Source organism: Streptomyces tritici, assembly GCF_048500665.1.
Taxonomy (GTDB): domain Bacteria; phylum Actinomycetota; class Actinomycetes; order Streptomycetales; family Streptomycetaceae; genus Streptomyces; species Streptomyces tritici.
In genome coordinates this window covers 2,106,076-2,132,513 of sequence record NZ_CP183183.1, presented here as the reverse complement: position 1 = coordinate 2,132,513, position 26,438 = coordinate 2,106,076, and the positions used below count along the sequence as shown (strand labels likewise).

The window sequence follows — 26,438 nt, the reverse complement described above, 5'->3', positions numbered from 1 at the left end:
CACTACCAGTATCGGCGGGCTCTCGTTACCCGTATCCGTTCGCCGTCAGGCTGCATCGCATGACGACGACCACCACACGTCCCGCATCCAGTAAAGCCGGAGGGTCCGACAGCGGCCCCCGGCTGCTTCTCGGCGTCGTGCTCGCCGCCCAGTTCATGGCGCTGCTCGACGTCTTCATCGTCAATGTCGCCGCGCCCACGATCCGCGCCGAGCTCGGCTCCTCCGGGGCGGGACTCCAGCTGATCGTCGCCGGCTACACCGTCGCGTACGCGGTGCTGCTGATCACCGGCGCGCGGCTGGGCGAGCGGCTCGGGCACCGCAGGATGTACCTGGGCGGCCTGGCGCTGTTCACCCTGGCCTCGCTGGCCTGCGGACTGGCCGCGGCGACCGGCCAGTTGATCGCCTTCCGGGTGGCGCAGGGGGCCGGGGCGGCCCTGATGATCCCTCAGGTGCTGAGCCTCATCCAGCGCAACTTCACGGGAGCGGGCCGGGTACGGGCGCTCGGCGCCTACTCCGCGGTGCTCGCCACCGGAGCCGCCGCGGGCCAAGTGGCGGGCGGAGTGCTGGTGAGCGCCGATCTGTTCGGCACCGGCTGGCGGCCGGTCTTCCTGGTGAACGTCCCGCTCGGGCTGTTGCTGCTGGTGCTCGGGTTCCGGGTGCTGCCCCGGGACGAGCCCGCCGGCCCCGGCCGCCGGCGCCCGCTCGACCCGCCCGGGCTCGTCCTGCTCGCCGCCTCCGTGTCGCTCCTGACCGTGCCGCTGGTCCTCGGCCAGGAGCAGGGCTGGCCCCTGTGGTCCTGGCTGTCCCTCGTGGGTTCCCTCGCCGTGTTCGCGGTGTTCTTCGCCCACGAGTCCCGGCTCGCCCGCCGGGGCGGCGCCCCGCTGGTCGCGCCCCGCGTGCTGCGTCACCCCGGCATGGGGCGGGCGGTGCTGCGGATCGCCGTGGCGATGGCCGTCAACGCGGGGTTCCTGTTCACCCTCACCCTGCACATCCAGGGCGGGCTGGGGTACAGCGCGCTGCGCGCCGGGCTGACCTTCGCGCCGACCGCCGTGATCTTCGGCGCGGTCGGGTACACCTGGCGGCGCTGGCCGGGACGGCTGCAGCGGTACCTGATCCCGGCCGGCTTCGCGCTGACCGCGATCGGCACGCTGTTCGTGGGCTGGGTGCTGAGGGACGGCTCGGACGGGGGCGCGGCGCTGTACGCGGCCTTCGCCGCCGTCGGCGCGGGTCTCTCGATGGCCTTCAGCCCCGCCCTGACCGGCGCGCTCGCCACCGTACGGGCGGAGGACGCGGCGGACGCCAGCGGACTGCTGGCCACCGTGACGCAGCTCGGTCAGCTCGTCGGGGTCGCGGTCTTCGGGGCGCTGTTCCTGAACCGGCTGGACGCTCTGGGGGCGCACGCCTCCGCCGATGCGCTCTGGGTGTGCGCCCTTGCGCTCTCCCTCGCGTCGATCTTGGGCGGATCGGCCGGTCCGGTGCGCCGAGCCCGCTGACCCCCTTGCCAGGCCATGGCAGAATCGGACCGCCGGAGGGGGAAGACGGTCCGGGCGGGAGGGAAGGTGCGATGGCCGCGAGCAGTTCCGGGCAGGCCGATGATCTGTTCGTCGCCGCGGAACGAGCGGAGTCCCGAGCTGCCCTGCACTGTCCGTCCTGCGGCTCTTCGCACGTCGCCCAAGTCCTCGGCGACAACGGTGGAGTGTCCTACGTCTGCACGGCCTGCGGCCACAGCTGGAGCTGAGTGATGGGTGCCCACAGGCGGAAGTGCGACTGGTGCGGCAGCGGCACGCCCATTGTCCGGGACATGGATCCCGTCAACCCCGAGTACCAGTACTGGTGCGAGGAGTGCGCGCGGGCGCTGATCATAAAAGGCGACCCCATCGAGACCTACCGGGAGCTCGAGGGGGAGCCGATTTACGGACGGCTGCTCGACGAGCACTGCACGCTCAAGCGCTTCTACTCGTTCGCCACCGCGTGACCGCGTAGCCCACGAGCAGCCCCGCCGCCACCAGGGGGTACACCCCGGACAGCAGCATCTGCCCCGGGTTCTGGTCCAGTTCGGGCCGGCCCGGGTCGTGCGGCACCCACCACAGCGCGAACGACGCGAAGGCGAGCGCCACCACGACCACCGGCCAGACCCTGCGCGCCCGGTCGGCCAGCAGCACCAGGAGCGGCACGCACCACACCCAGTGGTGCGACCACGAGATCGGGCTGATCATCAGGGCGGTCACGGCGCAGACGACCACCGCGAGGGCCTTGTCGCCGCGCAGCGCCGCCCGTACGGCAAGCGTCATCGCTACCGCCCCCAGGACGGCTGCCGTCGCCGCCCACCACAGGCCCGGGTCGTCGGTGTGCAGCAGACGGGCCAGCACGCCGCGCAGCGACTGGTTCGCGGTCTCCTCCGCGAAGCCGACCCGTCCGGTCTCGAACAGCGTCTCGGTCCAGAAGCGCTTCGAGTCGTACGGCAGGACCAGCGCGCTGAGCAGCGTCGTCCCCAGGAACACGGCCGCGGCCGTCAGCGACTGGCGCAGCCAGTGGTTCCAGCCCGCCTGCCGCAGGCGGCACACTCCGACGACGAAGAGCAGCACCGCGAACAGTCCCGGAGTGAGTTTGACCGCCGTGGCCAGACCGATGCCGAAGCCGGCCCACCGGTTGTCGTCCCGCCGCGTCAGGTCCCAGAGCACCGCCACCGCGATCAGCAGGTTGATCTGTCCGTACCGCAGCGTCGTCCACACCGGCTCGCACCACACCAGCACGGCCGCCGCCCAGAAGGTCGCCTTCCACTGCGCCGTCCGCGACCGGTCCGGCGACACCAGACGCAGTGACAGACGGACCAGCGCCACCACGAGCAGCAGGTTCCCCGCCGTGGCCAGGGTCCGCATCAGCGGGACGTCGACCAGGGTGAGCGGGGTGAACAGCAGACCCGCGAACGGCGGGTACGTCATCGCCAGGTTCGCCGAGGTGGCGCGCATCGCGTACAGATCGCCGCCGGCCCGCACGGTCTCGCCCTCGGCCCGGTAGACCATCAGGTCGAGCATCGTCACATGGGCGGCGCGCTGGGCCGCCCAGAACGCGATGAACGAGAACAGGCAGGCCGTCGCGGCGGTGGCCAGAGGCCACTGCCGGACACGGGATGCGGCGATCACGGACACGGTCACATCGGGCGACCCTACCCGCCGCCGTCGGACCGCCGGAGAACCGATTTGGTGATCCCAGGGGGAGCCGGTTAATGTTCTGTCTGTCGCCGCGAGGGAAACCAAGGCGGAGACGGAAAGCAAGGGGCTATAGCTCAGTTGGTAGAGCGCTTGCATGGCATGCAAGAGGTCAGGAGTTCAATTCTCCTTAGCTCCACAGAAGAAGAAGCGGGCCACCCGGATCGGGTGGCCCGCTTCTCGTCGTCAACCCCGACCGCTGCCCAGGGCCTTGCGGGTCACCGCCGGCAGCGCCGGCCGCTCCTGCTCCGTCTGCTCCACCCGCAGCGCCAGCGCGGGACAGCGACGTACGGCGCGCTGCGCACGGCCGCGCAGATGCATCGGCACCGAGGCGTCGGCGAGCGCCGGGAATCCGTCCGGGCCGAGCCGGATCAGCTCGGGCACGATGTCCGCGCACAGCCCGTGGCCCTGGCAGAGCGTCCAGTCCACCGCCAGCCGCTCCCCGCTCGGGATCGACTCCTCGGCGTCCTGGTAGCCCGGTGCGGGCAGCGGCAGCACCCCCGTCGTGGGCCGGCCGCAGCCGCCGTCCAGGACGTGCGCGGCCAGGTCGTCGGTGAACGCCGACAGGGTCGAGGCGAAGAACCGGGCCGAGCCGTCGGGGTGCTTGCACGCGCCCCGGCCCTTCACGGCCTGGGTGACCTCGCGCAGCGCCTCCAGGGCGGCCGGCCCGCCGCCGTTCAGGACGTCCGACAGCCCGCCCGCCGCCGCGGGCAGCCCCAGCCGGCAGGGCCCGCACTGTCCGGCCGTCTCCGCGGCCAGCCAGTTCGCCACCCGCAGCGCCTCGCCCAGGGGGCAGGTCTCCGGCCCGATCGGCAGGATCGCCCCCGCGCCCAGGGAGCCCCCGACCGCCGCCAGGGACGCCCGGGACACCACGGCGTTGTGCACGGCCATGGAGTCGATCCAGTTGCCGTGGTATCCGCCGGTCAGCACGCCCTGCGGCATGGGCGGCGCGCCGGCCAACTGGAGCACGTACCGCAGCGGGACGCCGCTGGGGACCTCGACCACCATCGGACGGGCGACCGCCCCGGAGAGCGTCAGCAGGACCGTCCCCGGCTCGCTGTCGAGACCGGTGTGGCCGTAGCGGCGCGGGCCGATCCGGGCCGCCACGGCGAGCTGCGCGAACGTCTCCGCGTTCGACAGCAGCGTCGGCGCACCCCCGACGCCCGACTCCGCCGCCCGCTCCCGGCGGCCCGGCGGCAGTGCCGGCCCGCCGCCCGCCGCGCGGATCACCGCCGACGCCTCGCCCGAGACCATTCGCTCCGGGGTGCGCACCACCCGGGCGCGCAGCGACTGGCCGCGCCGGTCCGACAGTCCGCGCTCGGCGAGCGCGGCCCGGATCGAGATCTCCGTGGAGTTGCGGGTCACGGCCACGATCAGGGTGCGGGCGCCGAGCGCCTCCGCCGCGAGCAGGGCGCCGTCCAGGATGAGGTGCGGGGAACGGTTGAGCATGACGGTGTCCTTGCGGCAGGCGGGCTCGCCCTCGCTGCCGTTGATCACCACGACCGGCCGCACACCGCGCCGGATCGCCGACTTCGCCACCGAGCGGAGCTTGCGGCCGAAGGGGAAGCCCGCGCCGCCGCGGCCGCGCAGGGATATGTCGTCCGCGAGCTGTGCGAGCCGCTCGCCGTTCATGGGCTCCAACGGGCCGTGCACCTTCAGGTGCATGGCCAGGTCGAGCCGCTCCACCAGGTCGAAGCCCTGGGTGAGCTGGGGAAGGCCGACGACGCGGACCTCGGGGACGTCGGGGAGCGGGGCGTTCACGGGCGGTCTCCTGCGGGTGTGGTCCAGGGCTCGCCCGGCGCGGGGCCGCCGAGCGGGCCGGTCACGGTCTCGGCGGGGTTCGCGTAGGCCGGCGGCGGGGGAGAGGGGGCGGGCCAGTAGCCGGGCCGGGGGGCGGGGTCGGTGACGACCGGCAGTTCCTCGGTCATCGGCACCCGCTCGGCGAGCGGAATCTCGGACACGGCGCGGTAGGCGGCGGAGAAGCCGCCCGTGGTGGCCGCGGCGGGCGTCGCGGCCGGAGCGGCCGGGGCCGGCTCGGGCGCGCCCGGTGAGGGGGCGGTCAGCCGGGGACGGGTCCGGACGGTCGTGGTGTCGAGCGGGGCCGGGGCGAGCGGGCCCCGGTCGACCCCGTCCGCGTACGGCGCGGCGTACCCGTCCGCGCCGTCCCCGTACCCGCTCGTGTACCGCTCCGTGAAGCCCCTCAGGGGTCGCTGGGCGGCCGGCGGGGCGTACGGCTCCGGTTCCGGCTCGCGGGGCGGTTCCGGGCGCTCCTCGGGGCGTTCACCGGCCCGGCCGGACAGCGCCAGGATCCGGCTCGCGATCTGCTGCCGCACGGGTTCGGGCAGCAGCCGCAGCGCCACGGCGGCGGCGACGCCGGCGAGGGACAGGCAGTACATGACGACGACCCAGGTCGCGGGGGCGCGTCCCGCGTACAGGCCGTGGACGAGCGCGGAGCACCAGGCCGGGTAGGCCAGCATGTGCAGCGGCCGCCAGCGGGCCGCGACCCGGCCGCGTCCGGCGAGGGTGCTGCGCAGCGCCCCGGTGGAGGCCGCGACGACCATCAGCAGTCCGGCGAGCGAGCCGAAGCCGATGAGGCCCGCGGTGCCGGTGATGCCGAGTCCGAAGGGGACGAACGCGCCCAGCGCCTCCACGTGGCCCAGGGAGACCTTCACCGTGCCGTGCAGCAGGAGGAAGCCGAGGGAGGCGACGGCGGTGGCGCGGTGGATGCCCTGGGCCAGCAGCCGCTGCCGGGTGGTGAGCAGCAGCCGGTCGGTGGCCATCAGACCCCAGGCCACGGACGCCGTGAGCGACACGAGGGAGAGCACGCCGGTGGTGAAGTCGAGCGCGGCGCGGAATCCGTCACTGCCGCCGACGGCGAGCAACGGAATGATCACCAGCGCCGCGACCGAAAGTCCGCCCTGAACCGGCCGGCTCATACCGGCATTCAGTCCGGGCGAGGAACGGATCTTGCGATGAGGCTTCATGGGGGCGACTCCGAATGGTGCGGATAAGCGGTCCCGTTGCCGCATGCTAAGTCGCTGCATACCAGTGGGTAGGTGGTTTGCGGGTTTACCTGGTGCGCTCGTGCAAACTGACTCTGGGGTTGCCCTGGATAGGGGCGATACGCGGAGTAACCCGGCGGCCCGGACGGCCGCCGTCAGCCTGCGGCGCGCCGGGCCACCCGTCCGCGCCCATGGCTCGGAACGTCGGTGCGCCCCGCTCGGGCCCTGCGGTACCCTGACGCCATGCGTGCCGACCGCCTTCTGCTTAGTGAGCCGCGCTGATCAGTCCCGACGGATGAGCGATCCGTCGGAATCGGCGCGGCGTCCCCTCCTGTGCGAGGGGCTTTTTCATTTCGCGACAGCGCAGTTCGCGGGCAGTGGGCAGAGACGATCGATGGAGCTTCAGGGATCATGAGCGAGATGAATTCGGCTGCCGAGACGGCGGCCCCGCATCGTTACACGGCGGCCATGGCCGCCGACATCGAGGCACGCTGGCAGGACTTCTGGGACGCCGAGGGCACCTACGAGGCGCCGAACCCGAGCGGCGACCTGGCCGGGGACGCGGCGGTCGTCGCCCGCCCCAAGAAGTTCATCATGGACATGTTCCCGTACCCCTCCGGTGCGGGCCTGCACGTCGGCCACCCGCTGGGCTACATCGCCACGGACGTGTACGCGCGCCACCAGCGCATGACCGGGCACAACGTGCTGCACACCCTGGGCTTCGACGCCTTCGGCCTGCCGGCGGAGCAGTACGCCGTGCAGACCGGCACGCACCCCCGCGTGTCCACCGAGGCCAACATGGAGAACATGAAGGCGCAGCTGCGCCGCCTGGGCCTGGGTCACGACAAGCGCCGCTCGTTCGCCACGATCGACCCGGACTACTACAAGTGGACCCAGTGGATCTTCCTGCAGATCTTCAACGCCTGGTACGACGACGAGGCGAAGAAGGCCCGCCCGATCGCCGAACTGGTCGAGCAGTTCCAGAGCGGTGCGCGTGAGGTCCCCGGCGGCCGCGACTGGGCCGCCCTGAGCGAGACCGAGCGCGCCGACATCCTGAGCGAGTACCGCCTGGCGTACACCTCCGACGCCCCGGTCAACTGGTGCCCCGGCCTGGGCACCGTGCTGGCCAACGAGGAGGTCACCGCCGAGGGCCGCTCCGAGCGCGGCAACTACCCCGTCTTCAAGGCGAAGCTGCGCCAGTGGAACATGCGCATCACCGCCTACGCGGACCGCCTGCTGGAGGACCTGGACGCGCTGGACTGGCCCGAGGCCATCAAGCTGCAGCAGCGCAACTGGATCGGCCGCTCCGAGGGCGCCCGCGTCGACTTCGCCGTCGGCGACGACGCCATCACCGTCTTCACCACCCGCCAGGACACGCTGTTCGGCGCGACCTACATGGTGCTGGCGCCCGAGCACGACCTGGTCGAGAAGATCGTCCCGGCCGCCTGGCCCGAGGGCACCCACGACGTGTGGACCGGCGGGCACGCCACCCCGGCCGAGGCCGTCGCCGCGTACCGCAAGCAGGCCGCCTCCAAGTCCGACGTCGAGCGGCAGGCCGAGGCCAAGGAGAAGACCGGCGTCTTCACCGGCGCGTACGCCACCAACCCGGTCAGCGGCGAGCAGGTCCCCGTCTTCATCGCCGACTACGTCCTGATGGGCTACGGCACCGGCGCGATCATGGCCGTCCCGGCGCACGACTCCCGCGACTTCGCCTTCGCCCGCGCCTTCGAGCTGCCGATGCGCTGCGTCGTCGAGCCGAGCGACGACCGCGGCACCGACCCGTCGACGTGGGACGACGCCTTCGCCTCGTACGAGGCCAAGCTGATCAACTCCGCCAACGACGAGGTCTCCCTGGACGGTCTGGGCGTCGTCGACGCCAAGGCGCGGATCACCGCCTGGCTGGCCGAGCGCGGCATCGGCGAGGGCACCGTCAACTTCCGCCTGCGCGACTGGCTGTTCAGCCGCCAGCGGTACTGGGGCGAGCCCTTCCCGATCGTCTACGACGAGGACGGCGTCGCCCACGCGCTGCCCGAGTCGATGCTGCCCCTGGAGCTGCCGGAGGTCGACGACTACTCGCCGCGCACCTTCGACCCGGACGACGCCGACAGCCGGCCCGAGCCGCCGCTGTCCCGCAACGCGGACTGGGTTAACGTCACCCTGGACCTGGGCGACGGCCCCAAGAAGTACCGCCGCGAGACCAACACCATGCCCAACTGGGCCGGTTCCTGCTGGTACGAGCTGCGCTACCTGGACCCGCACAATTCCGAGCGTCTGGTCGACCCGGCCGTCGAGCAGTACTGGATGGGCCCGCGCGAAGGCATGCCGACCGGCGGCGTCGACCTGTACGTCGGCGGCGCCGAGCATGCCGTGCTGCACCTGCTGTACGCGCGCTTCTGGTCCAAGATGCTGTTCGACCTGGGCCACGTGTCCTCGGCTGAGCCGTTCCACAAGCTGTTCAACCAGGGCATGATCCAGGCCTTCGTCTACCGCGACGCCCGCGGCATCGCGGTGCCCGCGACCGAGGTCGAGGAGCGCGACGGCGGCTACTACTACCAGGGCGAGAAGGTCAGCCGCGTCCTGGGCAAGATGGGCAAGTCCCTGAAGAACGCCGTCACGCCGGACGAGATCTGCGCCGAGTACGGCGCGGACACGCTGCGCCTGTACGAGATGGCGATGGGCCCGCTGGACGTCTCCCGCCCCTGGGACACCCGCGCCGTGGTCGGCCAGTACCGGCTGCTGCAGCGCCTGTGGCGCAACATCGTCGACGAGTCGACCGGTGAGGCGACCGTCGTCGACACCGAGCCCGACGAGGACACGCTGCGCGCCCTGCACAAGGCGATCGACGGCGTCTCCCAGGACATGGCCGGGATGCGGTTCAACACGGCCATCGCCAAGGTGACCGAGCTGAACAACCACCTGACCAAGGTGGGCGGCCCGGTCTCCCGGTCGGTCGCCGAGAGCCTGGTGCTGCTGGTCGCGCCACTGGCCCCGCACATCGCCGAGGAGCTGTGGCACAAGCTGGGCCACACCGACTCCGTCGTCCACCAGGACTTCCCGGTGGCGGACCCGGCGTACGTCGTGGACGAGACCGTGACCTGCGTCGTCCAGATCAAGGGCAAGGTCAAGGCCCGCCTGGAGGTCTCGCCGTCGATCACCGACGCCGACCTGGAGGCGCAGGCGCTGGCCGAGCCGGCGGTCGTGGCCGCGCTGGGCGGCGCGCCGATCCGCAAGGTGATCGTGCGCGCGCCGAAGCTGGTCAACATCGTGGCCGGCTGACGAGGGAGCAGCGCACCGGGCCCGCACGGCGGACCCGGGGCAACCCTTACGGGCAGGTTCGGGGTTCCGCTGGAACCACGGGCCTGCCCGCTCCGTTTACCGTGGAAGAACACAGACGACGCTGCCGGAGGGGCGACGCCCATGGAAATCGCGCTCACGATCATGGCGCTGCTCTTCGTCGCCTTCGTGATCCTCGGGGTCTACGCGGCGGTGAAGGCGGCGCGGGCCGCCGCCCGCGGCATCGACCGCACCCTCGACCAGGCCAAGCGCACGGTCGAGGACACGGCGCTGCGCGCCCGCAGCTTCGGCCAGGGCGGCGTCGCGGGCGAGCTGGCCCAGCTCAGACTCGCGCTGCGCAACTCGATGCGCGCGACGCAGACCGCGCTGGAGGGCGGGGTGGCGGAGGACGCGTCGCTGCACGAGTCCCTCGCCCTGTTCCGGCGGCTCAGCGGGCATGCGCGCGAGCTGGACGAGGAGCTCAGGAACCTGGAGCGGGAGCCGGACCGCAGCGGCGTGGCGGCGCAGCTGCCGGGCCTGCGGGAGCGGACCGAGCAGATCACGAAGTCGGCGGAGTCGCTGCGGTGGGCGGCCCGTGACCGGGCGCGCAAGTTCGCGGACGACGACCTGGCCACGCTGAGCGCCGAGATCGACATGGAGGCCGGAGCGCTGCGGCACTGGTCGGAGGAGGAGACCGGGCCGGAGCCGGCGGCGGCCTCGAGACCGGCCACGGCTTCGCGACCGGCCCCGGCTTCCGGGAAGGACACCGGCGCGGCGGCCGGGCGACGCGGGGCCGCGTGGCCCGAGGCCGGAGCGGCCGGGCCGGAGGCCGAGCAGGTCTGGCCCGCCGAGGACGAGGCGGAGGACCGGACGGCCGAGGCGGCCGACGAGACGGCGCGGCCGCGCGAACTCCCGGCACCCGACCCGCGGCTCACCGCGTACCCGTGGGAGAAGTCCGCCCGTCCCGAGACCACCAACTGACCCTGTCCATAGGGGCTTTCGCGCCGGAAACGGAGTACGCGGAAGGCGCCGGGGCGCGCCGGTCCGGGGACGTGCGCGCAAGCCGATCGGGGGCCGGGCTGCCGCGAGGCGGCCCCGAGAGGTAACCTCCCGCTCATGTCCCGGCATGTCGCGATCGTCACCGATTCCACGGCCTACCTCCCAGCCCCGGCGATGGAGCGGCACGGCATCACCGCGGTCCCGTTGACCGTCGTCATCGGAGACGAGGCGCTGGAGGAGGGGACCGAGATCTCGGCCCGCGCGCTCACCCAGGCGCTGCAGAAGCGGAAGCCGGTGACCACGTCGCGGCCGAGTCCGGAGGACTTCGCCGCGGCCTACCGCGCGGCGGCCGAGGCCGGCGCCACCGGCATCGTCTCGCTGCACCTGTCCGCCGAGGTCTCCGGTACGTACGACGCCGCCGTGCTCGCCGCGAAGGAGGCGTCCGTCCCGGTGCGCGTCGTCGACACGGGGATGATGGGCATGGCGGTCGGGTTCTGCGCCCTGGCCGCGGCGGAGGTCGCCGAGGCCGGCGGCTCGCCCGACGAGGCGGTGGCCGCCGCGGAGAAGCGGGCCGCCGGCACGTCCGCGTTCTTCTACGTCGACACGCTCGAGTACCTGCGCCGCGGAGGCAGGATCGGGGCCGCGCAGGCGCTGCTCGGCTCGGCGCTCGCGGTGAAGCCGCTGCTCGAACTGGACGGCGGGCGGATCGAGCTCAAGGAGAAGGTGCGTACGGCCTCGAAGGCGATCGCCCGGCTCGAAGAGCTCGCGGCCGAGCGGGCCGGCGCGAGCCGCGTCGACATCGCCGTCCACCACCTCGCCGCGCCCGAGCGGGCCGCCGCGCTCGCCGAGCGGCTGCGCGAACGTGTGCCGGGAGTCGAGGAATTGCACGTCAGCGAGGTCGGCGCGGTCATCGGCGCGCACACCGGGCCGGGGCTGCTCGCGGTCGTGGTCTCGCCGCGCTAGGGGGCGGAAGTCACCCACAGGGGTGACGGTTTTATCCACAACTCCCTGGTTTTCCACGGAAATCGAGGCTGTTCCCCGCGTTCGGACGGATGTGCCTACCGTCGTCTGCATGGGACTTCGAACGCATTCCTCGACGACGACGGCAACGACGACGACCGACGAGACGACGGCTCCGGGCACACCGGCCGCGACGCCCGTACGGAGCGCGACGTGGGTGCGGAGGGCGGCGAGCAGCGGGCCCGGGCGCGCGCCCGGATCGGACGGCCGGACCCGGAGGGGCGTCCGCGGGTCGCCACCCGGCCGCGCCGGGCGGCGGGCCCGCGTGCGGGGCCGGCACGCGGCGCTCGCGACGGGGGCGGCGGTACGGGGCCGGGGCGACGCGCTGTTCGGCGGTGCTGGTCTCCCGGCCGATGGCTCGGTGGTCGTGCGCAGCGAACCTGAGGCGGCACTGATCGCGGTGCGCGAGCCGGAACGGGAAGCCGAGTACGAGTCGCTGCTCGCGCCGGAGCGTGCCGAACGCGGCGGGTGGCGGGAGCGGTGGGGGGAGGCGCTGCGGGAGCGGCTGCCGTTATGGGTGCAGCTGCGCTGCGGTATCGAGCCGCGGACGCTGGTCGCTCTGACGGTCGTCCTGGTCGTGGCGGCGGGTCTGGCCGGGCGGCACTTCCTGGCCGGGCGGCCGGAGGAGGTCCGGGTGCCCGAGGTCGTCCGGGCCGCGGCGCCGCCCGGGGCCGGGGAGACCGGCGGCACGGGCGGGGTGGCTGCTCCGCCGGGGGCCAGTGGCAGCGCGTCTCCGTCGCTGCGGCCGGCAGCCGTGGTGGTCGACGTGAGCGGCAAGGTGCGCAGGCCCGGGATCCTCAGCCTGCCGGCCGGTTCGCGGGTGGCCGACGCGCTGCGTGCGGCGGGCGGGGTGCGGCCGGGCACGGACATGACCGGGCTGAACCGGGCCCGGGTGCTGATGGACGGCGAGCAGGTCGTCGTCGGGGTGCCGGGGATGGTCGGTTCGGCGGGCGGAGCGGCGGGCGGTGCGCCGGGCGGGGCCGCGCCGGGCATGCCGGTCAGCCTCAACGCGGCAACCGTGGAGCAGTTGGACACGCTCCCAGGGGTGGGGCCGGTGCTCGCCCAGCACATCGTGGACTACCGCACGGAGCACGGCGGGTTCCGCTCCGTCGGCGAGCTGCGCGAGGTCAGCGGCATCGGCGCGCGCAGGTTCGCCGAACTCGAACCCCTGGTGCGGCCGTGAACCGGCGGGACGCGGCCGTGGACCTCCCAGAGCTGCCCGACGACGAACGGCATGAGCCCTGGCGGGAGGGGCCGGCCGATCTCCGGCTGGTGGCCCCGGCCGTGGGTGCCTGGGCGGCCGCCGCGCTCGCCCTGGGCGCGGCGGGAGGAGACGTCGCGGTCGCAGTGGCCGTCTGCTTGACCGGGGCCGTGCTGCTCATGCTTCCGGCGGGGCTGCGCGCGCTGCGGCGCCGGCACGTGCGGGGGCTGCGGGCGACGGCCTGTGCCACGGTGCTGCTGTGCGCGGCGGCCGGCGCGGCCGCGGCGGGGCTGCACGCGGCGGACCTGAGACGCGGACCGTTGCCCGGGATCGCCGGGGAGCACGGGCGGGTGACGGCCGAGGTGACCGTGACCTCCGATCCGCGCCCGAGCCGGCCGGTGGTCCGGGGCGACCGGGCGACCTCGGCGGCCGTGGTGCTGGCCGCGGAGGCCGTGCTCGTGGAGGCCCGGGGCGATCCGCCGGTGCGGACGAGGACGCCCGTGCTGGTCGTCGTACGGTCCGGGGGCGGCGACCGGGCGTGGAGGGCGCTGCTGCCGTCGACGCGGGTGCGGGTGACGGCGCGGGCAGCGCCGCCGATGCGCGCGGGCGACCCGTACGCCGCCGTGCTCCGCGTCGACGGCACGGGACCGCCGCACGTCACCGCACCGCCGAGCGCGGCGCAGCGGCTGGCGGGGGAGCTGCGCGCGGGGCTGCGGCGCGCGACGGACGGGCTCGCGCCGGACGCCCGGGCGCTGTTGCCGGGGCTGGTCGTGGGGGACACCTCGCGGATCCCGCCGGATCTGCGGGACGCCTTCGAGGCGACCGATCTCACGCATCTGCTGGCCGTGAGCGGGAGCAATCTGACGGTCGTGCTGCTGTTGCTCGTCGGGCAGCCGGGCCGGGCCGCGCGGGTCGAGCGGGGCGGTCTCGCGCCGCGGATCGGCTTGTCGCTGCGGGCGACCGCGCTAACCGGCGGCGGGCTCACGCTCGCCTTCGTGGTCGTCTGCCGGCCCGACCCGAGCGTGCTGCGGGCGGCGGCCTGCGGACTGGTCACCCTGCTCGCGATCGGCACCGGGAGACGGCGGACACTGATTCCCGCGCTGGCGGCGGCGGTGCTGGCGCTGGTGCTGTACGACCCGTGGCTGGCCCGCAGTTACGGCTTCCTGCTGTCGGTGCTGGCCACCGGGGCGCTGCTCACGGTCGCGCCGGGGTGGAGCGAGGCCCTGCGCCGGCGCGGGGTGCCCGGGAGGGTCGCGGACGCGCTGGGCGCGGCGCTGGCGGCGCAGGCGGTGTGCGCTCCGGTGGTGGCGGTGTTCGCGGCGCGGGTCAGTCTCGTGGCGATCCCGTGCAATCTGCTGGCGGAGGCGGCGGTCGCGCCCGCGACGGTCCTCGGCTTCGCGGCGCTCGCCCTGGCCCCGGTGGCGCTGCCCGTCGCGGAGGGGCTGGCATGGGTGGCGGGCTGGCCGGCCGGGTGGATCGCGGGGGTCGCGCGGACCGGGGCGGAGCTGCCGGGGGCGCAGACCGGTTGGCCCGGTGGCTGGGCCGGCGGGCTGGTGCTGGCCGCGGGATTCGGGCTGGTGGTGCTCGCGGTGCGTGGCCTGCCGTACCGGCGCTGGTGGCTGACGGGGTGCGTGCTGCTGCTCGTGGCCGCGGTGGTGAGGCCCCCGCCGCTGGCCCGGTGGGTGTCCGGCTGGCCGCCGGCGGACTGGGAGTTCGTGATGTGCCAGGTGGGTCAGGGGGACGCGGCGGTGCTGGCGGCCGGCGGGGATGCGGCGGTGGTGGTGGACGTCGGGCCGGATCCGGTGCTCGTGGACCGGTGTCTGCGCGAACTCGGGGTGAGTCGGGTTCCGTTGCTGGTGCTCACGCACTTCCACGCGGACCATGTGGCGGGCCTGCCGGGGGTGTTGCGGGGGCGCTCGGTCGGGGCGATCCAGGTGACCGGCCTGGAGGAGCCGCCCGGGCAGGCGGCGTTCGTGCGGCGGACCGCGGCGGCCGCGGGGGTGCCGCTGGTGCGGGCGCTGCCGGGGGAGCGTAGGCGGGTGGGCGCGCTGGAGTGGGAGGTGCTGTGGCCGGCCGGGGGCGCCGGCGGTGCGGGGGCGGTGGCGGAGGGGCCCAACGACGCCAGCGTCACCCTGCTGGCACGGACCGGCGGCGGGCTGACGCTGCTGCTGCTCGGGGACCTCGAACCTCCGGCGCAGCAGGCTTTGTTGCGGGCCCGGCCGGAGCTCGCCCCGGTGGACGTCCTCAAGGTCGCCCACCACGGCTCGGCCCATCAGGACCCGGGCCTGATACGCGCCGTCCGTCCGCGGCTCGCGCTGGTGTCGGTCGGGGCGGACAACCCGTACGGCCATCCGTCGCCCCGGACGGTCGGTGCCCTGCGGGACGGCGGGGCGACGGTGCTGCGGACCGACCGGGACGGGGCGATCGCGGTGACCGGTGGCGCGGGCGGGCTGCGGGTGCGGAAGGAGGCGTGGGGGAGCGCGTCGTGAAGGGGCGCGCGTCGTGAGGACGCGCTGCCGAAGCAGCCTTGTAAAGGAGTCTTTCTAAAGATAGCTTTACATGCATGTCGCAGAGCAATGAACCGCCCCGGGGAGGCGAGACGCCCCGCAGTGTCCGGCTCACCGACCCGCGGGCGCTGCGGGCCTACGCCCACCCGACCCGGATGACGCTGGTCGGCCTGTTGCGCCGCAGCGGCCCCTTCACGGCCACGCGGGCGGCCGAGCTGACCGGCGAGTCCGTCGCCAGCTGCTCGTACCACCTCCGGATACTCGCCAAGTACGGACTGGTCGAGGTGGCGCCGGGCGGGCGGGGGCGGGAGAAACCCTGGCGGGCCACGGCGCAGTTCACCGACTGGCCGGAGTACAGCGAGGACCCGGCGGTCGCCGAGGCCGCGGACGCCCTGAACGTGGCGGTCGCCGAGCGGTACTTCGACCGCGTCGTCCGGGCCATGGAGAGCCGGCACCGGCTGCCGCGCGTCTGGCAGGAGGCCGAGCAGTTCGGCGACTCGCTGGTCTACCTCACGCCCGAGGAGCTGGCTGGGCTCGGCGAGCGGATGGACGCGCTGCTGCGGCCGTACGAGGACCGCGAGACCGACCCGGCCCTGCGGCCCGAGGGGGCCCGGCCGGTCAGCGTGCTGCGGATCGCCTTCCTGGACCGCGAGATCCCGGAGGAGGCGCCCCCGGCGGAACCCGGCACGGGACGCGACGAAGACGAAGAGGGAGGGAGACGCGGATGACGATCGGGGAGCGCATACCGGAGCTACTGCGGGAGCGGACGTTCCGGAGGTACTGGAGCGGGCAGACCGTCTCCCTCGTCGGCGACCAGATCTCGCTCATCGCGATCCCGCTCACGGCCGTGCTGGTCCTGGGCGCGGGCGCGGCCGAGATGAGCTGGCTCAAGACCGCCGAGCTGCTTCCGGCGCTGCTCTTCAACCTGCCGCTGGGGGCCTGGGCCGACCGGCAGGCCCGGCGCCGCCGCGCGATGATCGGTGCCGACCTGGTTCGGGCGGCGCTGCTGCTCACCCTGCCCGTCGCGTACCTGCTCGACCGGCTCACGCTGGGGCAGCTGTACGTGGTGGCGCTCGGAGTGGGCACGCTGACCGTGCTCTTCGAGGCCTGCAACGCCGCCCTGCTCCCGGCGCTCGTGCCCGCCGAGCGCTACGTACAGGCGAACGCGCTGGTCAACGGCAGCCGTTCGATGTCCTGGCTCGCCGGGCCGAGCGCCGGCGGCCTGCTGGTGCAGTTCCTCAGCGCACCCGGAGCCCTGCTCGTGGACGCGGTCACCTATCTGGTGTCGGCGGGCAGCCTGGCCCGGATCGCGCCCGCCGAACCCCCGCCCGCACCCGGCGGCAAGGGGCACTTCACGGAGGGGCTGCGCTGGGTGGTGCGCGACCGCTCCATGCGCGCGCTGTTCGCGTCGTCGGGCACGCTGCAGTTCTTCAACTACATGTTCCACACGCTGTTCGTGCTCTATGCGACGACCGAACGCGGCCTGAGCGCGGGCCTGCTCGGAGCCGTGCTCGGCGCCGGGGCGGTCGGCGGCCTGATCGGCGCGACGTGCAGCGGAGCGGTCGTCCGCCGCTTCGGCATCGGCCCGTCCATCGTCTTCGGCTTCGTCGGCTTCACCCTGCCGCTGGTGCTCATCCCGCTCGCCGAAGGGCCTGTGTGGCTGGTCGCGGCCGTGTTCTTCGCCGCCGAATTCCTCTCCTGCGCGGGCGTGATGGTGGTCGACGTGGCCGCCGGTTCGCTGCAGATGGCGCTCGTGCCCGAGCGGATCCGGTCGCGGGTCATGGGCGCGTTCCGGACCCTGAACCACGGGTTCCGGCCGCTCGGGGCCCTCGCCGCCGGCGTTCTCGGCACCGCGATCGGGCTCCGCCCGACCCTGTGGATCGCCACGGTCGGCGGCGTGCTCGCGACGCTGTGGCTGCTCCCCTCCCCGATCCCGAGGACGCGGGACCTGCCCGAGCCCGCCCCCGCCCCCGCGGAGAAGGCCGGCCGGTCCTAGGGGGCCTCCAGCCAGCCGTCGTACTCCGCGGCGAACGCGTCGAGGGCGGCGGGGTCGAGGCGTGCCCGCGGGTCCTCGACGACCACCAGCCACTGCGCGTCCTCGGCGTCGTCCTCGCCGGCCAGGGCGTCGCGGACGAGCTGCGGTTCGTCGTCGACGCCGAAGCGGTCCGCCAGCTCCTCGGCGACCTCCTCCGCGGCGTCGCGGTCCGGGAGCACCAGTACGTGTCTCACATCGCTCACGTGCACATTCTCCGGCATCGGAGGGACTGTCCGTGGCGCGTGGGATGCTGGAGCGCGATGGCAACCAGGAAGACTTCCACCGACGACCTCCTCGCCCCGGTCACGCTCGCCGTGGGCCAGGAGGAGCTGCTCCTCGACCGCGCGGTGCGGGAGGTGGTGGCCGCGGCCCGGGCCGCCGACCCGGACACGGACGTACGCGACCTCACCGCCGACCAGCTGCAGCCGGGGACGCTCGCGGAGCTGGCCAGCCCCTCGCTCTTCGCGGAGCGGAAGGTGCTGGTCGTGCGGAACGCGCACGACCTCTCCGCCGACACGGTCAAGGACGTCAAGGCGTACCTCGACGCGCCGGCCGAGGAGATCACCCTCGTGCTGCTGCACGCCGGAGGCGCCAAGGGCAAAGGCCTGCTCGACGCGGCGCGCAAGGCGGGCGCGCGGGAGGTCGCCTGCCCGAAGACGACGAAGCCCGCGGAGCGGCTGACGTTCGTCCGACAGGAGTTCCGGACGCTCGGGCGGTCGGCGACGCCGGAGGCGTGCCAGGCGCTGGTCGACGCGATCGGCAGCGATCTGCGCGAGCTGGCGTCGGCGGTCGCGCAGCTGACGGCGGACGTCGAGGGGACGATCGACGAGGCGGTCGTCGGCCGGTACTACACGGGCCGCGCGGAGGCCTCCTCGTTCACGGTCGCGGACCGCGCCGTGGAGGGGCGGGCGGCCGAGGCGCTGGAGGCGCTGCGCTGGTCGCTGTCGACAGGCGTCGCGCCGGTCCTGATCACGAGCGCGCTGGCCCAGGGCGTGCGGGCGATCGGCAAGCTCTCCTCCGCGCGCGGCGGCCGCCCCGCGGACCTGGCACGGGAGCTGGGGATGCCGCCGTGGAAGATCGACCGGGTGCGGCAGCAGATGCGCGGCTGGACCCCGGACGGCGTCGCCCTCGCGCTGCGCGCGGTGGCGGAGGCGGACGCGGGCGTGAAGGGCGGCGGGGACGACCCGGAGTACGCCCTGGAGAAGGCCGTCGTGGCGGTGGCCCGAGCCGCCCGCATGCGCCGCTGAGGACGGTCGCCCGCGCCGCTGAGCCGGTCCGGACGCCTCCCCGACGCTCAGCCACCGGCAAGCCCGAGCGCCGGGGCACGACGCACGCCCGAGCCCCGAGCCCCGGCGCACGACCCTCCCCCGCCCCAGGCAAGCCGAAGGCCCCGCCTCTGCCCTGGGGAAGGGTGAGGAGGCGGGGCCTCGGTGTGGTGCTTCGTGGCTCGCACACGCGTGGCGAACGCGTCCGCGTGCGTGCCGGGGGCCGGTCAGGAGCGGGTGAGAGGGACCGCTGAGCCCGTTCCGGCGGTTACATCAGAGCTCAGCCCTGGAGGGTGGCAACCTTGGTGGCCAGCGCCGACTTCTTGTTGGCGGCGGCGTTCTTGTGGATGACACCCTTCGAGACGGCCTTGTCGAGCTGACGGGACGCCTCGCGAGCGGCCACAGTGGCCTTCTCGACGTCACCGGCGGCGGCGGCCTCGCGGGCCTTGCGGATCGCGGTCTTGAGCGAGGACTTGACGGCCTTGTTGCGCAGGCGCGCCTTCTCGTTCGTCTTGTTCCGCTTGATCTGGGACTTGATGTTCGCCACTGAAAGAGCCTTTACAGGTTCGATGTTTCTTCAGGATGCGTCCCGCAGCTGAGAGGGCATGCGAGACACAGCTGTCCACGGTATCAGGACGCCTCTCGGCCGCCCAAACCGAGCGCCCGCCCGCGGGCGTGGGAGCATAGAGGCTACGTATCGATCCGAATCGTCCCGACGTCGACCCGAGCAGAGACGCCCGGCGCCTCAAGAATCAGGACCCTGCGTGCCCGCGACCCCTACCCACGTGCCCGAGCCGAGCCGTACCGACCCGGCGCTGATCCGCAATTTCTGCATCATCGCGCACATCGACCACGGCAAGTCGACCCTCGCCGACCGGATGCTCCAGCTGACCGGTGTGGTCGAGCAGCGGCAGATGCGCGCTCAGTACCTCGACCGCATGGACATCGAGCGCGAGCGCGGCATCACGATCAAGTCCCAGGCCGTCCGTCTGCCGTGGGCCCCCACGGAGGGCCCCGACCAGGGCCGGACGCACATCCTGAACATGATCGACACCCCCGGGCACGTCGACTTCACCTACGAGGTGTCCCGCTCCCTCGCCGCCTGTGAGGGCACGATCCTGCTGGTCGACGCCGCGCAGGGCATCGAGGCGCAGACCCTGGCGAACCTCTACCTGGCGATGGAGAACGACCTCACCATCGTCCCGGTGCTGAACAAGATCGACCTGCCGGCCGCCCAGCCGGAGAAGTTCGCCGAGGAGCTGGCGAACCTGGTCGGCTGCGACCCCGACGACGTGCTGCGGGTCTCCGCCAAGACCGGTCTCGGCGTCGAGGCGCTGCTCGACCGCGTCGTCAAGGACGTCCCGCACCCGGTGGGCGTCGCCGACGCCCCCGCCCGCGCGATGATCTTCGACTCCGTCTACGACTCGTACCGGGGCGTCGTCACGTACGTCCGTGTCATCGACGGCCAGCTCAACAAGCGCGAGCGCATCCGCATGATGTCGACCGGCGCCACCCACGAGCTGCTGGAGATCGGCACCAACTCGCCCGAGATGCTGCCGGCCGACGGCCTCGGCGTCGGCGAGGTGGGCTACCTGATCACCGGTGTGAAGGACGTCCGCCAGTCCAAGGTGGGTGACACCATCACCTCCCAGCACAAGGGCGCCACCGAGGCGCTCGGCGGCTACAAGGACCCCAAGCCGATGGTGTTCTCCGGCCTCTACCCGCTGGACGGCTCGGACTATCCCGAGCTGCGCGACGCCCTCGACAAGCTCCAGCTCAACGACGCCGCCCTGGTGTACGAGCCGGAGACCTCCGCCGCCCTCGGCTTCGGCTTCCGCGTGGGCTTCCTCGGCCTGCTCCACCTGGACGTGATCCGCGAGCGGCTGGAGCGCGAGTTCGGCCTCGACCTCATCGCCACCGCGCCGAACGTGGTCTACCGGGTGCTCATGGAGGACGGCTCCGAGCACACCGTCACCAATCCGAGCGAGTTTCCCGAGGGCAAGATCTCCGAGGTGTACGAGCCGGTCGTGCGCGCCACGATCCTCGCCCCGAGCGAGTTCATCGGCTCGATCATGGAGCTCTGCCAGACCCGCCGCGGCACGCTGCTCGGCATGGACTACCTCTCCGAGGACCGGGTGGAGATCCGCTACACCCTGCCCCTCGCCGAGATCGTCTTCGACTTCTTCGACCAGCTGAAGTCCAAGACCCGCGGCTACGCGTCGCTCGACTACGAGCCCACCGGCGAGCAGGTCTCCAGCCTCGTCAAGGTGGACATCCTGCTGCACGGCGACAAGGTGGACGCCTTCTCGGCGATCACCCACAAGGACGCCGCGTACGCCTACGGTGTCCGGCTCGTCGCCAAGCTGCGCGAGCTGATCCCGCGACAGGCCTTCGAGGTGCCGATCCAGGCCGCCATCGGCTCCCGGGTGATCGCCCGCGAGACCATCCGCGCCATCCGCAAGGACGTCCTCGCCAAGTGCTACGGCGGTGACATCTCCCGTAAGCGGAAGCTGCTGGAGAAGCAGAAGGAAGGCAAGAAGCGGATGAAGATGGTCGGCTCCGTGGAGGTCCCGCAGGAGGCCTTCATCGCCGTTCTGTCGAGCGACGACGCAGCCGGCGGCAAGACCAAGAAGTGACCCGCCGTCCGACCGTCGGGTTTCGGCCAGGCAGCTGACGCATGACACGGAAGGGCTCCCGCGCGACGGCGCGGGAGCCCTTCCGGGTTGTGGCGCGTGTGCCTCTTCGTTATGAACCGGGTATGAAGCGGCTGGGCGCAGGGCCTTACGCAGCAGACTTCGGCCAACTAGTCTGATCCCGGCTCGAAGGTTACTCGCCAGTTAAATACGCACCGCCAGAAGGCACCGCCGCCGCCCGGAGGACGTCGTGAGCGACACACAGACCCTGATCGAGAACCGGCCGCCCTCCGTGGCGACCCTCTTCCTGGAGCGCGTCGCGCAGACTCCCGACGCGGAGGCCTACCGCTATCCGGTGCCCTCCTCCTCGGGTCAGGGCCCGGACGAGTGGAAGTCGCTGACCTGGGGCCAGGCCGCCGAGCGGGTCTACGCCGTCGCCGCGGGCCTGATCGACCTGGGCGTGCGCCCGGAGGAGCGGGTCGCCCTGGCCTCCGCCACGCGCGTCGAGTGGATCCTCGCCGACCTGGGCGTGATGTGCGCGGGCGCCGCCACGACCACGGTGTACCCGTCGACCAACGCCGAGGAGTCGGCGTTCATCCTGTCCGACTCCGACTCCAAGGTGCTGATCGCGGAGAACGCCGAGCAGCTGGCCAAGGCCCGTGAGTGCCGCGCCGAGCTGCCGGGACTGCACCACGTGGTCGTCCTGGACGCCGACGGCATCGCCGAGGGCGCCGACGACGACCCGGAGGGCTGGGTGCTCACCCTCGCCGACCTGGAGAAGCGCGGGGCGGCGTACCTGGAGAAGCACCCCGAGGCCGTCAAGGAGCGCGTCGCGGAGATCACCGCGGACAAGCTCGCCACGCTGATCTACACCTCCGGCACCACCGGCCGCCCCAAGGGCGTCCGCCTGCCGCACGACAACTGGTCGTACATGGCCAAGGCCATCGCCGCGACCGGCCTGTGCACCAAGGACGACGTCCAGTACCTGTGGCTGCCGCTGGCCCACGTCTTCGGCAAGGTGCTCACCTCCGGCCAGATCGAGGTCGGCCACGTCACCGCCGTCGACGGCCGGATCGACAAGATCATCGTGAACCTGCCGGTGGTCCAGCCGACCTACATGGCCGCCGTGCCGCGCATCTTCGAGAAGGTCTACAACGGCGTCGCCGCCAAGGCCCGCGAGGCCGGCGGGGCCAAGTACAAGATCTTCCAGTGGGCGGCCGGGGTGGCCCGCGAATACGCCAAGGTCACCCAGGACAACTTCCGCCGCACCGGCACCGCCTCCGCGCCCTTCGCGCTCACCGCGAAGCACAAGGTGGCCGACGCGCTGGTCTACAAGAAGCTCCGCGAGGCCTTCGGCGGCCGGCTGCGCGCCGCCGTCTCCGGCTCGGTCGCCCTCGCCCCCGAGATCGGCTACTTCTTCTCCGGCGCCGGCATCCACATCCTGGAGGGCTACGGCCTCACCGAGTCCTCCGCCGCGTCCTTCGTCAACCCGGGCGAGGCCTACCGCACCGGCACCGTCGGCAAGCCGCTGCCCGGCTGCGAGGTCCGCATCGCCGACGACGGCGAGATCCTGCTGCGTGGCCCCGGCATCATGGAGGGCTACCACGGCCTGCCGGAGAAGACCGCCGAGGTCCTGGAGCCGGACGGCTGGTTCCACACCGGCGACATCGGCGAGCTGTCCGCGGACGGCTACCTGCGGATCACCGACCGCAAGAAGGACCTGTTCAAGACCTCGGGCGGCAAGTACATCGCGCCGACCGAGATCGAGGGCCAGTTCAAGGCGGTCTGCCCGTTCGTCTCGAACATCGTGGTGCTCGGCGCGGACCGGAACTACTGCTCCGCCCTCATCGCCCTCGACGAGGCCGCCATCCAGGGCTGGGCGGCCGAGAACGGCCTCGGCGGCAGGACGTACGCGGAGGTCGTCGGCTCCCCGCAGGTCGAGAAGCTGATCCAGGGCTACGTCGAGCGCCTCAACACCGGCCTGCAGCGCTGGCAGACGATCAAGAAGTTCCGCCTGCTGCCGCGCGACCTCGACGTCGAGCACGGCGAGCTCACCCCGAGCCTCAAGATGAAGCGTCCGGTGGTGGAGCGCACCTACCAGCACCTCATCGACGAGATGTACGCGGGCGCCCGCGAGGCGTAGAGCCTCCCGCGGCCGGAGTTGTCCACAGGCCGAGGGGTCACCTCGGGCGGTACGGGACAATGGGTCCATGCCTTCCGTACTGCCCGATGGTGAGCCCGTGCCCGAGGACGGGTCCCTGCCCGTCCATGCCCTCCGGGGGGCAGGGGAGCGGCCGCTCGGGTTCTATCTGCACGTGCCGTACTGCGCCACGCGGTGCGGCTACTGCGACTTCAACACGTACACCGCGAGCGAGCTGCGCGGCACCGGCGGCGTGCTCGCCTCGCGGGACAACTACGCCGAGCAGGTCGTCGAGGAGATACGCCTCGCCCGGAAGGTGCTCGGCGACGATCCGCGGCCGGTGCGGACGGTGTTCGTCGGCGGCGGCACGCCGACGCTGCTGGCGGCCGGGGACCTGGTCCGGATGCTCGGCGCGATCCGGGACGAGTTCGGGCTCGCGGACGACGCCGAGGTGACGACGGAGGCGAACCCCGAGTCCGTCGACCCCGCGTATCTCGCGGAGCTGCGGGCCGGGGGCTTCAACCGGATCTCGTTCGGCATGCAGAGCGCCCGGCAGCACGTCCTGAAGGTCCTCGACCGCACCCACACGCCCGGGCGGCCCGAGGCGTGCGTCGGCGAGGCGCGTGCGGCGGGCTTCGAGCACGTCAACCTCGACCTCATCTACGGCACCCCGGGGGAGTCCGACGAGGACTGGCGGGCCTCCCTCGACGCGGCGATCGGCGCCGGCCCCGACCACGTCAGCGCGTACGCGCTGATCGTCGAGGAGGGCACGCAGCTGGCGCGGCGGATACGCCGCGGCGAGGTGCCCATGACCGACGACGACGTGCACGCCGACCGGTACCTGATGGCCGAGGAGGTGCTCTCCGGCGCGGGCTTCGCCTGGTACGAGGTCTCCAACTGGGCGACCTCCGAGGCGGGCCGCTGCCTGCACAACGAGCTGTACTGGCGCGGCGCGGACTGGTGGGGCGCCGGGCCCGGCGCCCACAGCCACGTCGGCGGGGTGCGCTGGTGGAACGTGAAGCACCCGGGCGCGTACGCCGCCGCCCTGGCGGCCGGGAAGTCGCCGGGCGCGGGGCGGGAGGTCCTCGCGGAGGAGGACCGGCGGGTGGAGCGGATCCTGCTGGAGCTGCGGCTGCGGGAGGGCTGTCCGCTGGACCTGCTCAGGCCGCAGGGCCTCGCCGCGGCCCGCAAGGCGCTCGACGACGCGCTGCTCGACCCCGGGGCGTACGCGGCCGGCCGGGCCGTGCTCACCCTGCGGGGGCGGTTGCTGGCGGATGCGGTGGTGCGGGATCTGGTGGACTGATTCGTTCCCCACCCCGCCCCTTCCCGAACCGGGGGCGGGCCCCGGGCCCCCGGGCCCTCGGGTTGATCGGATGAGCGCGCTCCTGGCGGGAACCGGCCTCCGGGCGTTGTGCCCACCCGTTCCGCCATGCGGAACGTCTGCCCACAACGGGGGCCGGCTGCTAGGGGGCCGTCACGAAGTCGATCAGTTCTTCCACCCTGCCCAGCAGGGCCGGTTCCAGGTCCTTGTACGTGGTCACCCGGGACAGGATGTGCTGCCAGGCCGCGCCGGTGTTCTCCGGCCAGCCCAGGGCCCGGCAGACGCCCGTCTTCCAGTCCTGGCCGCGGGGGACGGTCGGCCAGCCGGGGATGCCCAGCGACGAGGGCTTCACGGCCTCCCAGACGTCGATGTACGGGTGCCCCACCACGAGCACGTGCTCGCCCGTCACCTGAGCCGCGAGGCGCGACTCCTTCGAGCCCGGCACCAGGTGGTCGACCAGGACGCCCAGGCGGGCGTCCGGCCCCGGGGCGAAGTCCGCGACGATCGCCGGCAGGTCGTCGACGCCCTCCAGGTACTCGACCACCACGCCCTCGATGCGCAGGTCGTCGCCCCACACCTTCTCGACCAGCTCCGCGTCGTGCCGGCCCTCCACGTAGATCCGGCCCGCCCGGGCCACCCGCGCCCGCGCGCCGGGCACCGCGACCGAGCCCGAGGCCGTGCGCGCGGGGCGGGCCGGCGCGGCCCTGGACGGGCGCACCAGCGTGACGACCCTGCCCTCCAGCAGGAAGCCGCGCGGGTCCATCGGGAACACCCGGTGCTTGCCGAAGCGGTCCTCCAGCGTGACCGTGCCCGCCTCGCAGCGGATCACCGCCCCGCAGAAGCCCGTGGACACCTCCTCCACCACCAGGTCCGGCTCCGCCGGCACCTCCGGCACGGGGGCGGACCGCTTCCAAGGGGGCGTCAGGTCTGGGTTGTAGCTGCGCATGGAGTTCGGTTCCGTCCTGGGCGGGCCGCGGTGGTGGTTCTGCCGGGGGTCCGGGGGGTGCCCCCGGGAAAGCACAGTCAAGGGGGCGTCAGGTCTGGGTTGTGGCTGCGCACTTGGGGGACGTTAGGGCACCTCGACGCGTCGTGCCAGTTCATCGCGCTGCGCGCGGACGAACGCCGCGTCCACCACCGCCCCGTGCCCCGGCACGTACCGCGCCTCCTCGCCGCCCAGCGCCAGCAGGCGGTCGAGTGCCGCGGGCCACTGGGTGGGGACCGCGTCCGGGCCGGCCTGCGGCTCGCCCGACTCCTCCACCAGGTCGCCGCAGAACACCACCTCCGGCGCCCCCGGCACCAGCAGCACCAGGTCGTGTCCCGAGTGGCCGGGCCCCACGTTGGCCAGGAGCACCTGCCGCCCGCCCAGGTCCAGCGTCCACTCGCCGGACACCACGTGCCGCGGCGCCACCAGGACGTCCGCCGCCTCGGCCGCCTCGCCGGCGTCGAGGCCCTGCGTCACCGCGTCGCCACGCAGCGCCTCGCGCTCCCGGACGCTCCGTAGCAGCGTGTCCATGCCGACCGCCCCGTACACCTCGGCGCCGGCGAACGCCGCCGTGCCCAGTACATGATCGAAGTGCGGGTGGCTCAGTGCGATGTGCGTCACTTTCCGGCCCGTCATCGCCTCCGCCTGGGAGCGCAGCTCCGCGCCCTCCCTCAGCGAGCAGCCCGTGTCGTACAGGAGCACCCCGCGACCGCCCAGGACGAGCCCCACGGTGGCGTCCCAGCCCGGCAGCCGCCGGCGCCCCACTCCGTCGGCGAGCCGCTCCCAGCCGTACTCTTCCCAACCGATGTCCATACCGTGACGCTATCGGTCCGGCGTACCGCCTCCTTGCC

The 26,438-nt window shown here is 73.2% G+C and carries 20 protein-coding genes and 1 tRNA gene; 14 read left to right on the top strand and 7 right to left on the bottom strand.

Features of this window, described 5'->3' with window-relative positions:
* Positions 1–59 precede the first annotated feature (59 nt).
* Positions 60–1,493, top strand: a complete 1,434-nt coding sequence (locus tag ACNJ93_RS09950; protein ID WP_418957009.1) for an MFS transporter — start codon at positions 60–62, stop codon at positions 1,491–1,493.
* Positions 1,494–1,741: 248 nt separating this feature from the next.
* Complete coding sequence (locus tag ACNJ93_RS09945) at positions 1,742–1,975, top strand: hypothetical protein (protein ID WP_026277450.1); 234 nt, start codon at positions 1,742–1,744, stop codon at positions 1,973–1,975.
* On the opposite strand, the gene ACNJ93_RS09940 is transcribed toward ACNJ93_RS09945, so the two are convergent.
* On the bottom strand, positions 1,944–3,155 hold the full coding sequence (locus ACNJ93_RS09940) for a glycosyltransferase 87 family protein (protein ID WP_418957008.1): 1,212 nt from the start codon (positions 3,153–3,155) through the stop codon (positions 1,944–1,946). The two genes, ACNJ93_RS09945 and ACNJ93_RS09940, sit on opposite strands and share 32 nt — an antisense overlap.
* 120 nt (positions 3,156–3,275) lie before the next feature.
* Between ACNJ93_RS09940 and ACNJ93_RS09935 the strand changes: the two genes are divergently transcribed.
* Positions 3,276–3,348: transfer RNA gene (locus ACNJ93_RS09935), tRNA-Ala, on the top strand.
* Between the two features lie 47 nt (positions 3,349–3,395).
* Here the strand turns inward: ACNJ93_RS09935 and ACNJ93_RS09930 are convergent.
* Both ACNJ93_RS09930 and ACNJ93_RS09925 read right to left on the bottom strand, forming a co-directional pair.
* Positions 3,396–4,970, bottom strand: a complete 1,575-nt coding sequence (locus ACNJ93_RS09930) for an NADH-ubiquinone oxidoreductase-F iron-sulfur binding region domain-containing protein (protein WP_418957007.1) — start codon at positions 4,968–4,970, stop codon at positions 3,396–3,398.
* On the bottom strand, positions 4,967–6,145 hold the full coding sequence (locus ACNJ93_RS09925) for a hypothetical protein (RefSeq protein ID WP_418957006.1): 1,179 nt from the start codon (positions 6,143–6,145) through the stop codon (positions 4,967–4,969). Before ACNJ93_RS09925 ends, ACNJ93_RS09930 begins: the two co-directional genes overlap by 4 nt.
* A gap of 477 nt (positions 6,146–6,622) precedes the next feature.
* Between ACNJ93_RS09925 and leuS the strand changes: the two genes are divergently transcribed.
* The 7 genes from leuS (at position 6,623) to ACNJ93_RS09890 (ending at position 17,207) form a co-directional block, all read left to right on the top strand.
* Positions 6,623–9,487, top strand: a complete 2,865-nt coding sequence (gene leuS, locus ACNJ93_RS09920; protein WP_418957005.1) for a leucine--tRNA ligase — start codon at positions 6,623–6,625, stop codon at positions 9,485–9,487.
* 141 nt (positions 9,488–9,628) lie between these two features.
* Entirely contained in the window at positions 9,629–10,465 is an 837-nt protein-coding gene (locus tag ACNJ93_RS09915; RefSeq protein ID WP_418957004.1) for a hypothetical protein, read from the top strand.
* Between the two features lie 135 nt (positions 10,466–10,600).
* Positions 10,601–11,446: a DegV family protein gene (locus tag ACNJ93_RS09910; protein WP_418957003.1), complete on the top strand. Its 846-nt coding sequence runs from the start codon at positions 10,601–10,603 to the stop codon at positions 11,444–11,446.
* Between the two features lie 109 nt (positions 11,447–11,555).
* Positions 11,556–12,686: a helix-hairpin-helix domain-containing protein gene (locus tag ACNJ93_RS09905; RefSeq protein ID WP_418957002.1), complete on the top strand. Its 1,131-nt coding sequence runs from the start codon at positions 11,556–11,558 to the stop codon at positions 12,684–12,686.
* Positions 12,687–12,787: 101 nt separating this feature from the next.
* The gene (locus tag ACNJ93_RS09900; RefSeq protein ID WP_418961358.1) at positions 12,788–15,193 is read left to right on the top strand and encodes a ComEC/Rec2 family competence protein; all 2,406 of its coding nucleotides are present in this window, start codon (positions 12,788–12,790) and stop codon (positions 15,191–15,193) included.
* 74 nt (positions 15,194–15,267) lie between these two features.
* Positions 15,268–15,939: a winged helix-turn-helix domain-containing protein gene (locus tag ACNJ93_RS09895; RefSeq protein WP_418957001.1), complete on the top strand. Its 672-nt coding sequence runs from the start codon at positions 15,268–15,270 to the stop codon at positions 15,937–15,939.
* A complete protein-coding gene (locus ACNJ93_RS09890) occupies positions 15,936–17,207 on the top strand; it encodes an MFS transporter (protein ID WP_418957000.1) in 1,272 nt (423 codons plus the stop codon). The genes ACNJ93_RS09895 and ACNJ93_RS09890 overlap by 4 nt, the downstream gene beginning before the upstream one ends.
* Here the strand turns inward: ACNJ93_RS09890 and ACNJ93_RS09885 are convergent.
* Positions 17,204–17,449 carry a hypothetical protein gene (locus tag ACNJ93_RS09885; RefSeq protein WP_418956999.1) on the bottom strand — a complete coding sequence of 82 codons (246 nt, stop codon included), beginning with the start codon at positions 17,447–17,449 and terminating at the stop codon, positions 17,204–17,206. The genes ACNJ93_RS09890 and ACNJ93_RS09885 overlap by 4 nt on opposite strands.
* Before the next feature lie 57 nt (positions 17,450–17,506).
* Here ACNJ93_RS09885 and holA point away from each other — a divergent pair, with 57 nt between their 5' ends.
* Entirely contained in the window at positions 17,507–18,493 is a 987-nt protein-coding gene (gene holA, locus ACNJ93_RS09880) for a DNA polymerase III subunit delta (RefSeq protein WP_418956998.1), read from the top strand.
* 298 nt (positions 18,494–18,791) lie between these two features.
* Here the strand turns inward: holA and rpsT are convergent, their stop codons facing one another.
* Positions 18,792–19,058 carry a 30S ribosomal protein S20 gene (gene rpsT / locus ACNJ93_RS09875; protein WP_318106881.1) on the bottom strand — a complete coding sequence of 89 codons (267 nt, stop codon included), beginning with the start codon at positions 19,056–19,058 and terminating at the stop codon, positions 18,792–18,794.
* A 217-nt stretch (positions 19,059–19,275) separates the two neighbouring features.
* Between rpsT and lepA the strand changes: the two genes are divergently transcribed.
* From lepA to hemW, 3 genes are all read left to right on the top strand, one after another.
* Complete coding sequence (gene lepA, locus ACNJ93_RS09870; protein WP_418956997.1) at positions 19,276–21,147, top strand: translation elongation factor 4; 1,872 nt, start codon at positions 19,276–19,278, stop codon at positions 21,145–21,147.
* A 247-nt stretch (positions 21,148–21,394) separates the two neighbouring features.
* Positions 21,395–23,287, top strand: a complete 1,893-nt coding sequence (locus ACNJ93_RS09865) for an AMP-dependent synthetase/ligase (protein WP_418956996.1) — start codon at positions 21,395–21,397, stop codon at positions 23,285–23,287.
* A gap of 67 nt (positions 23,288–23,354) precedes the next feature.
* Positions 23,355–24,587 carry a radical SAM family heme chaperone HemW gene (gene hemW / locus ACNJ93_RS09860; RefSeq protein ID WP_418956995.1) on the top strand — a complete coding sequence of 411 codons (1,233 nt, stop codon included), beginning with the start codon at positions 23,355–23,357 and terminating at the stop codon, positions 24,585–24,587.
* Between the two features lie 160 nt (positions 24,588–24,747).
* On the opposite strand, the gene ACNJ93_RS09855 is transcribed toward hemW, so the two are convergent.
* Both ACNJ93_RS09855 and ACNJ93_RS09850 read right to left on the bottom strand, forming a co-directional pair.
* Positions 24,748–25,551: a DUF3097 domain-containing protein gene (locus ACNJ93_RS09855; protein ID WP_418956994.1), complete on the bottom strand. Its 804-nt coding sequence runs from the start codon at positions 25,549–25,551 to the stop codon at positions 24,748–24,750.
* Between the two features lie 123 nt (positions 25,552–25,674).
* Positions 25,675–26,400, bottom strand: a complete 726-nt coding sequence (locus ACNJ93_RS09850) for an MBL fold metallo-hydrolase (RefSeq protein ID WP_418956993.1) — start codon at positions 26,398–26,400, stop codon at positions 25,675–25,677.
* Positions 26,401–26,438 lie beyond the last annotated feature (38 nt).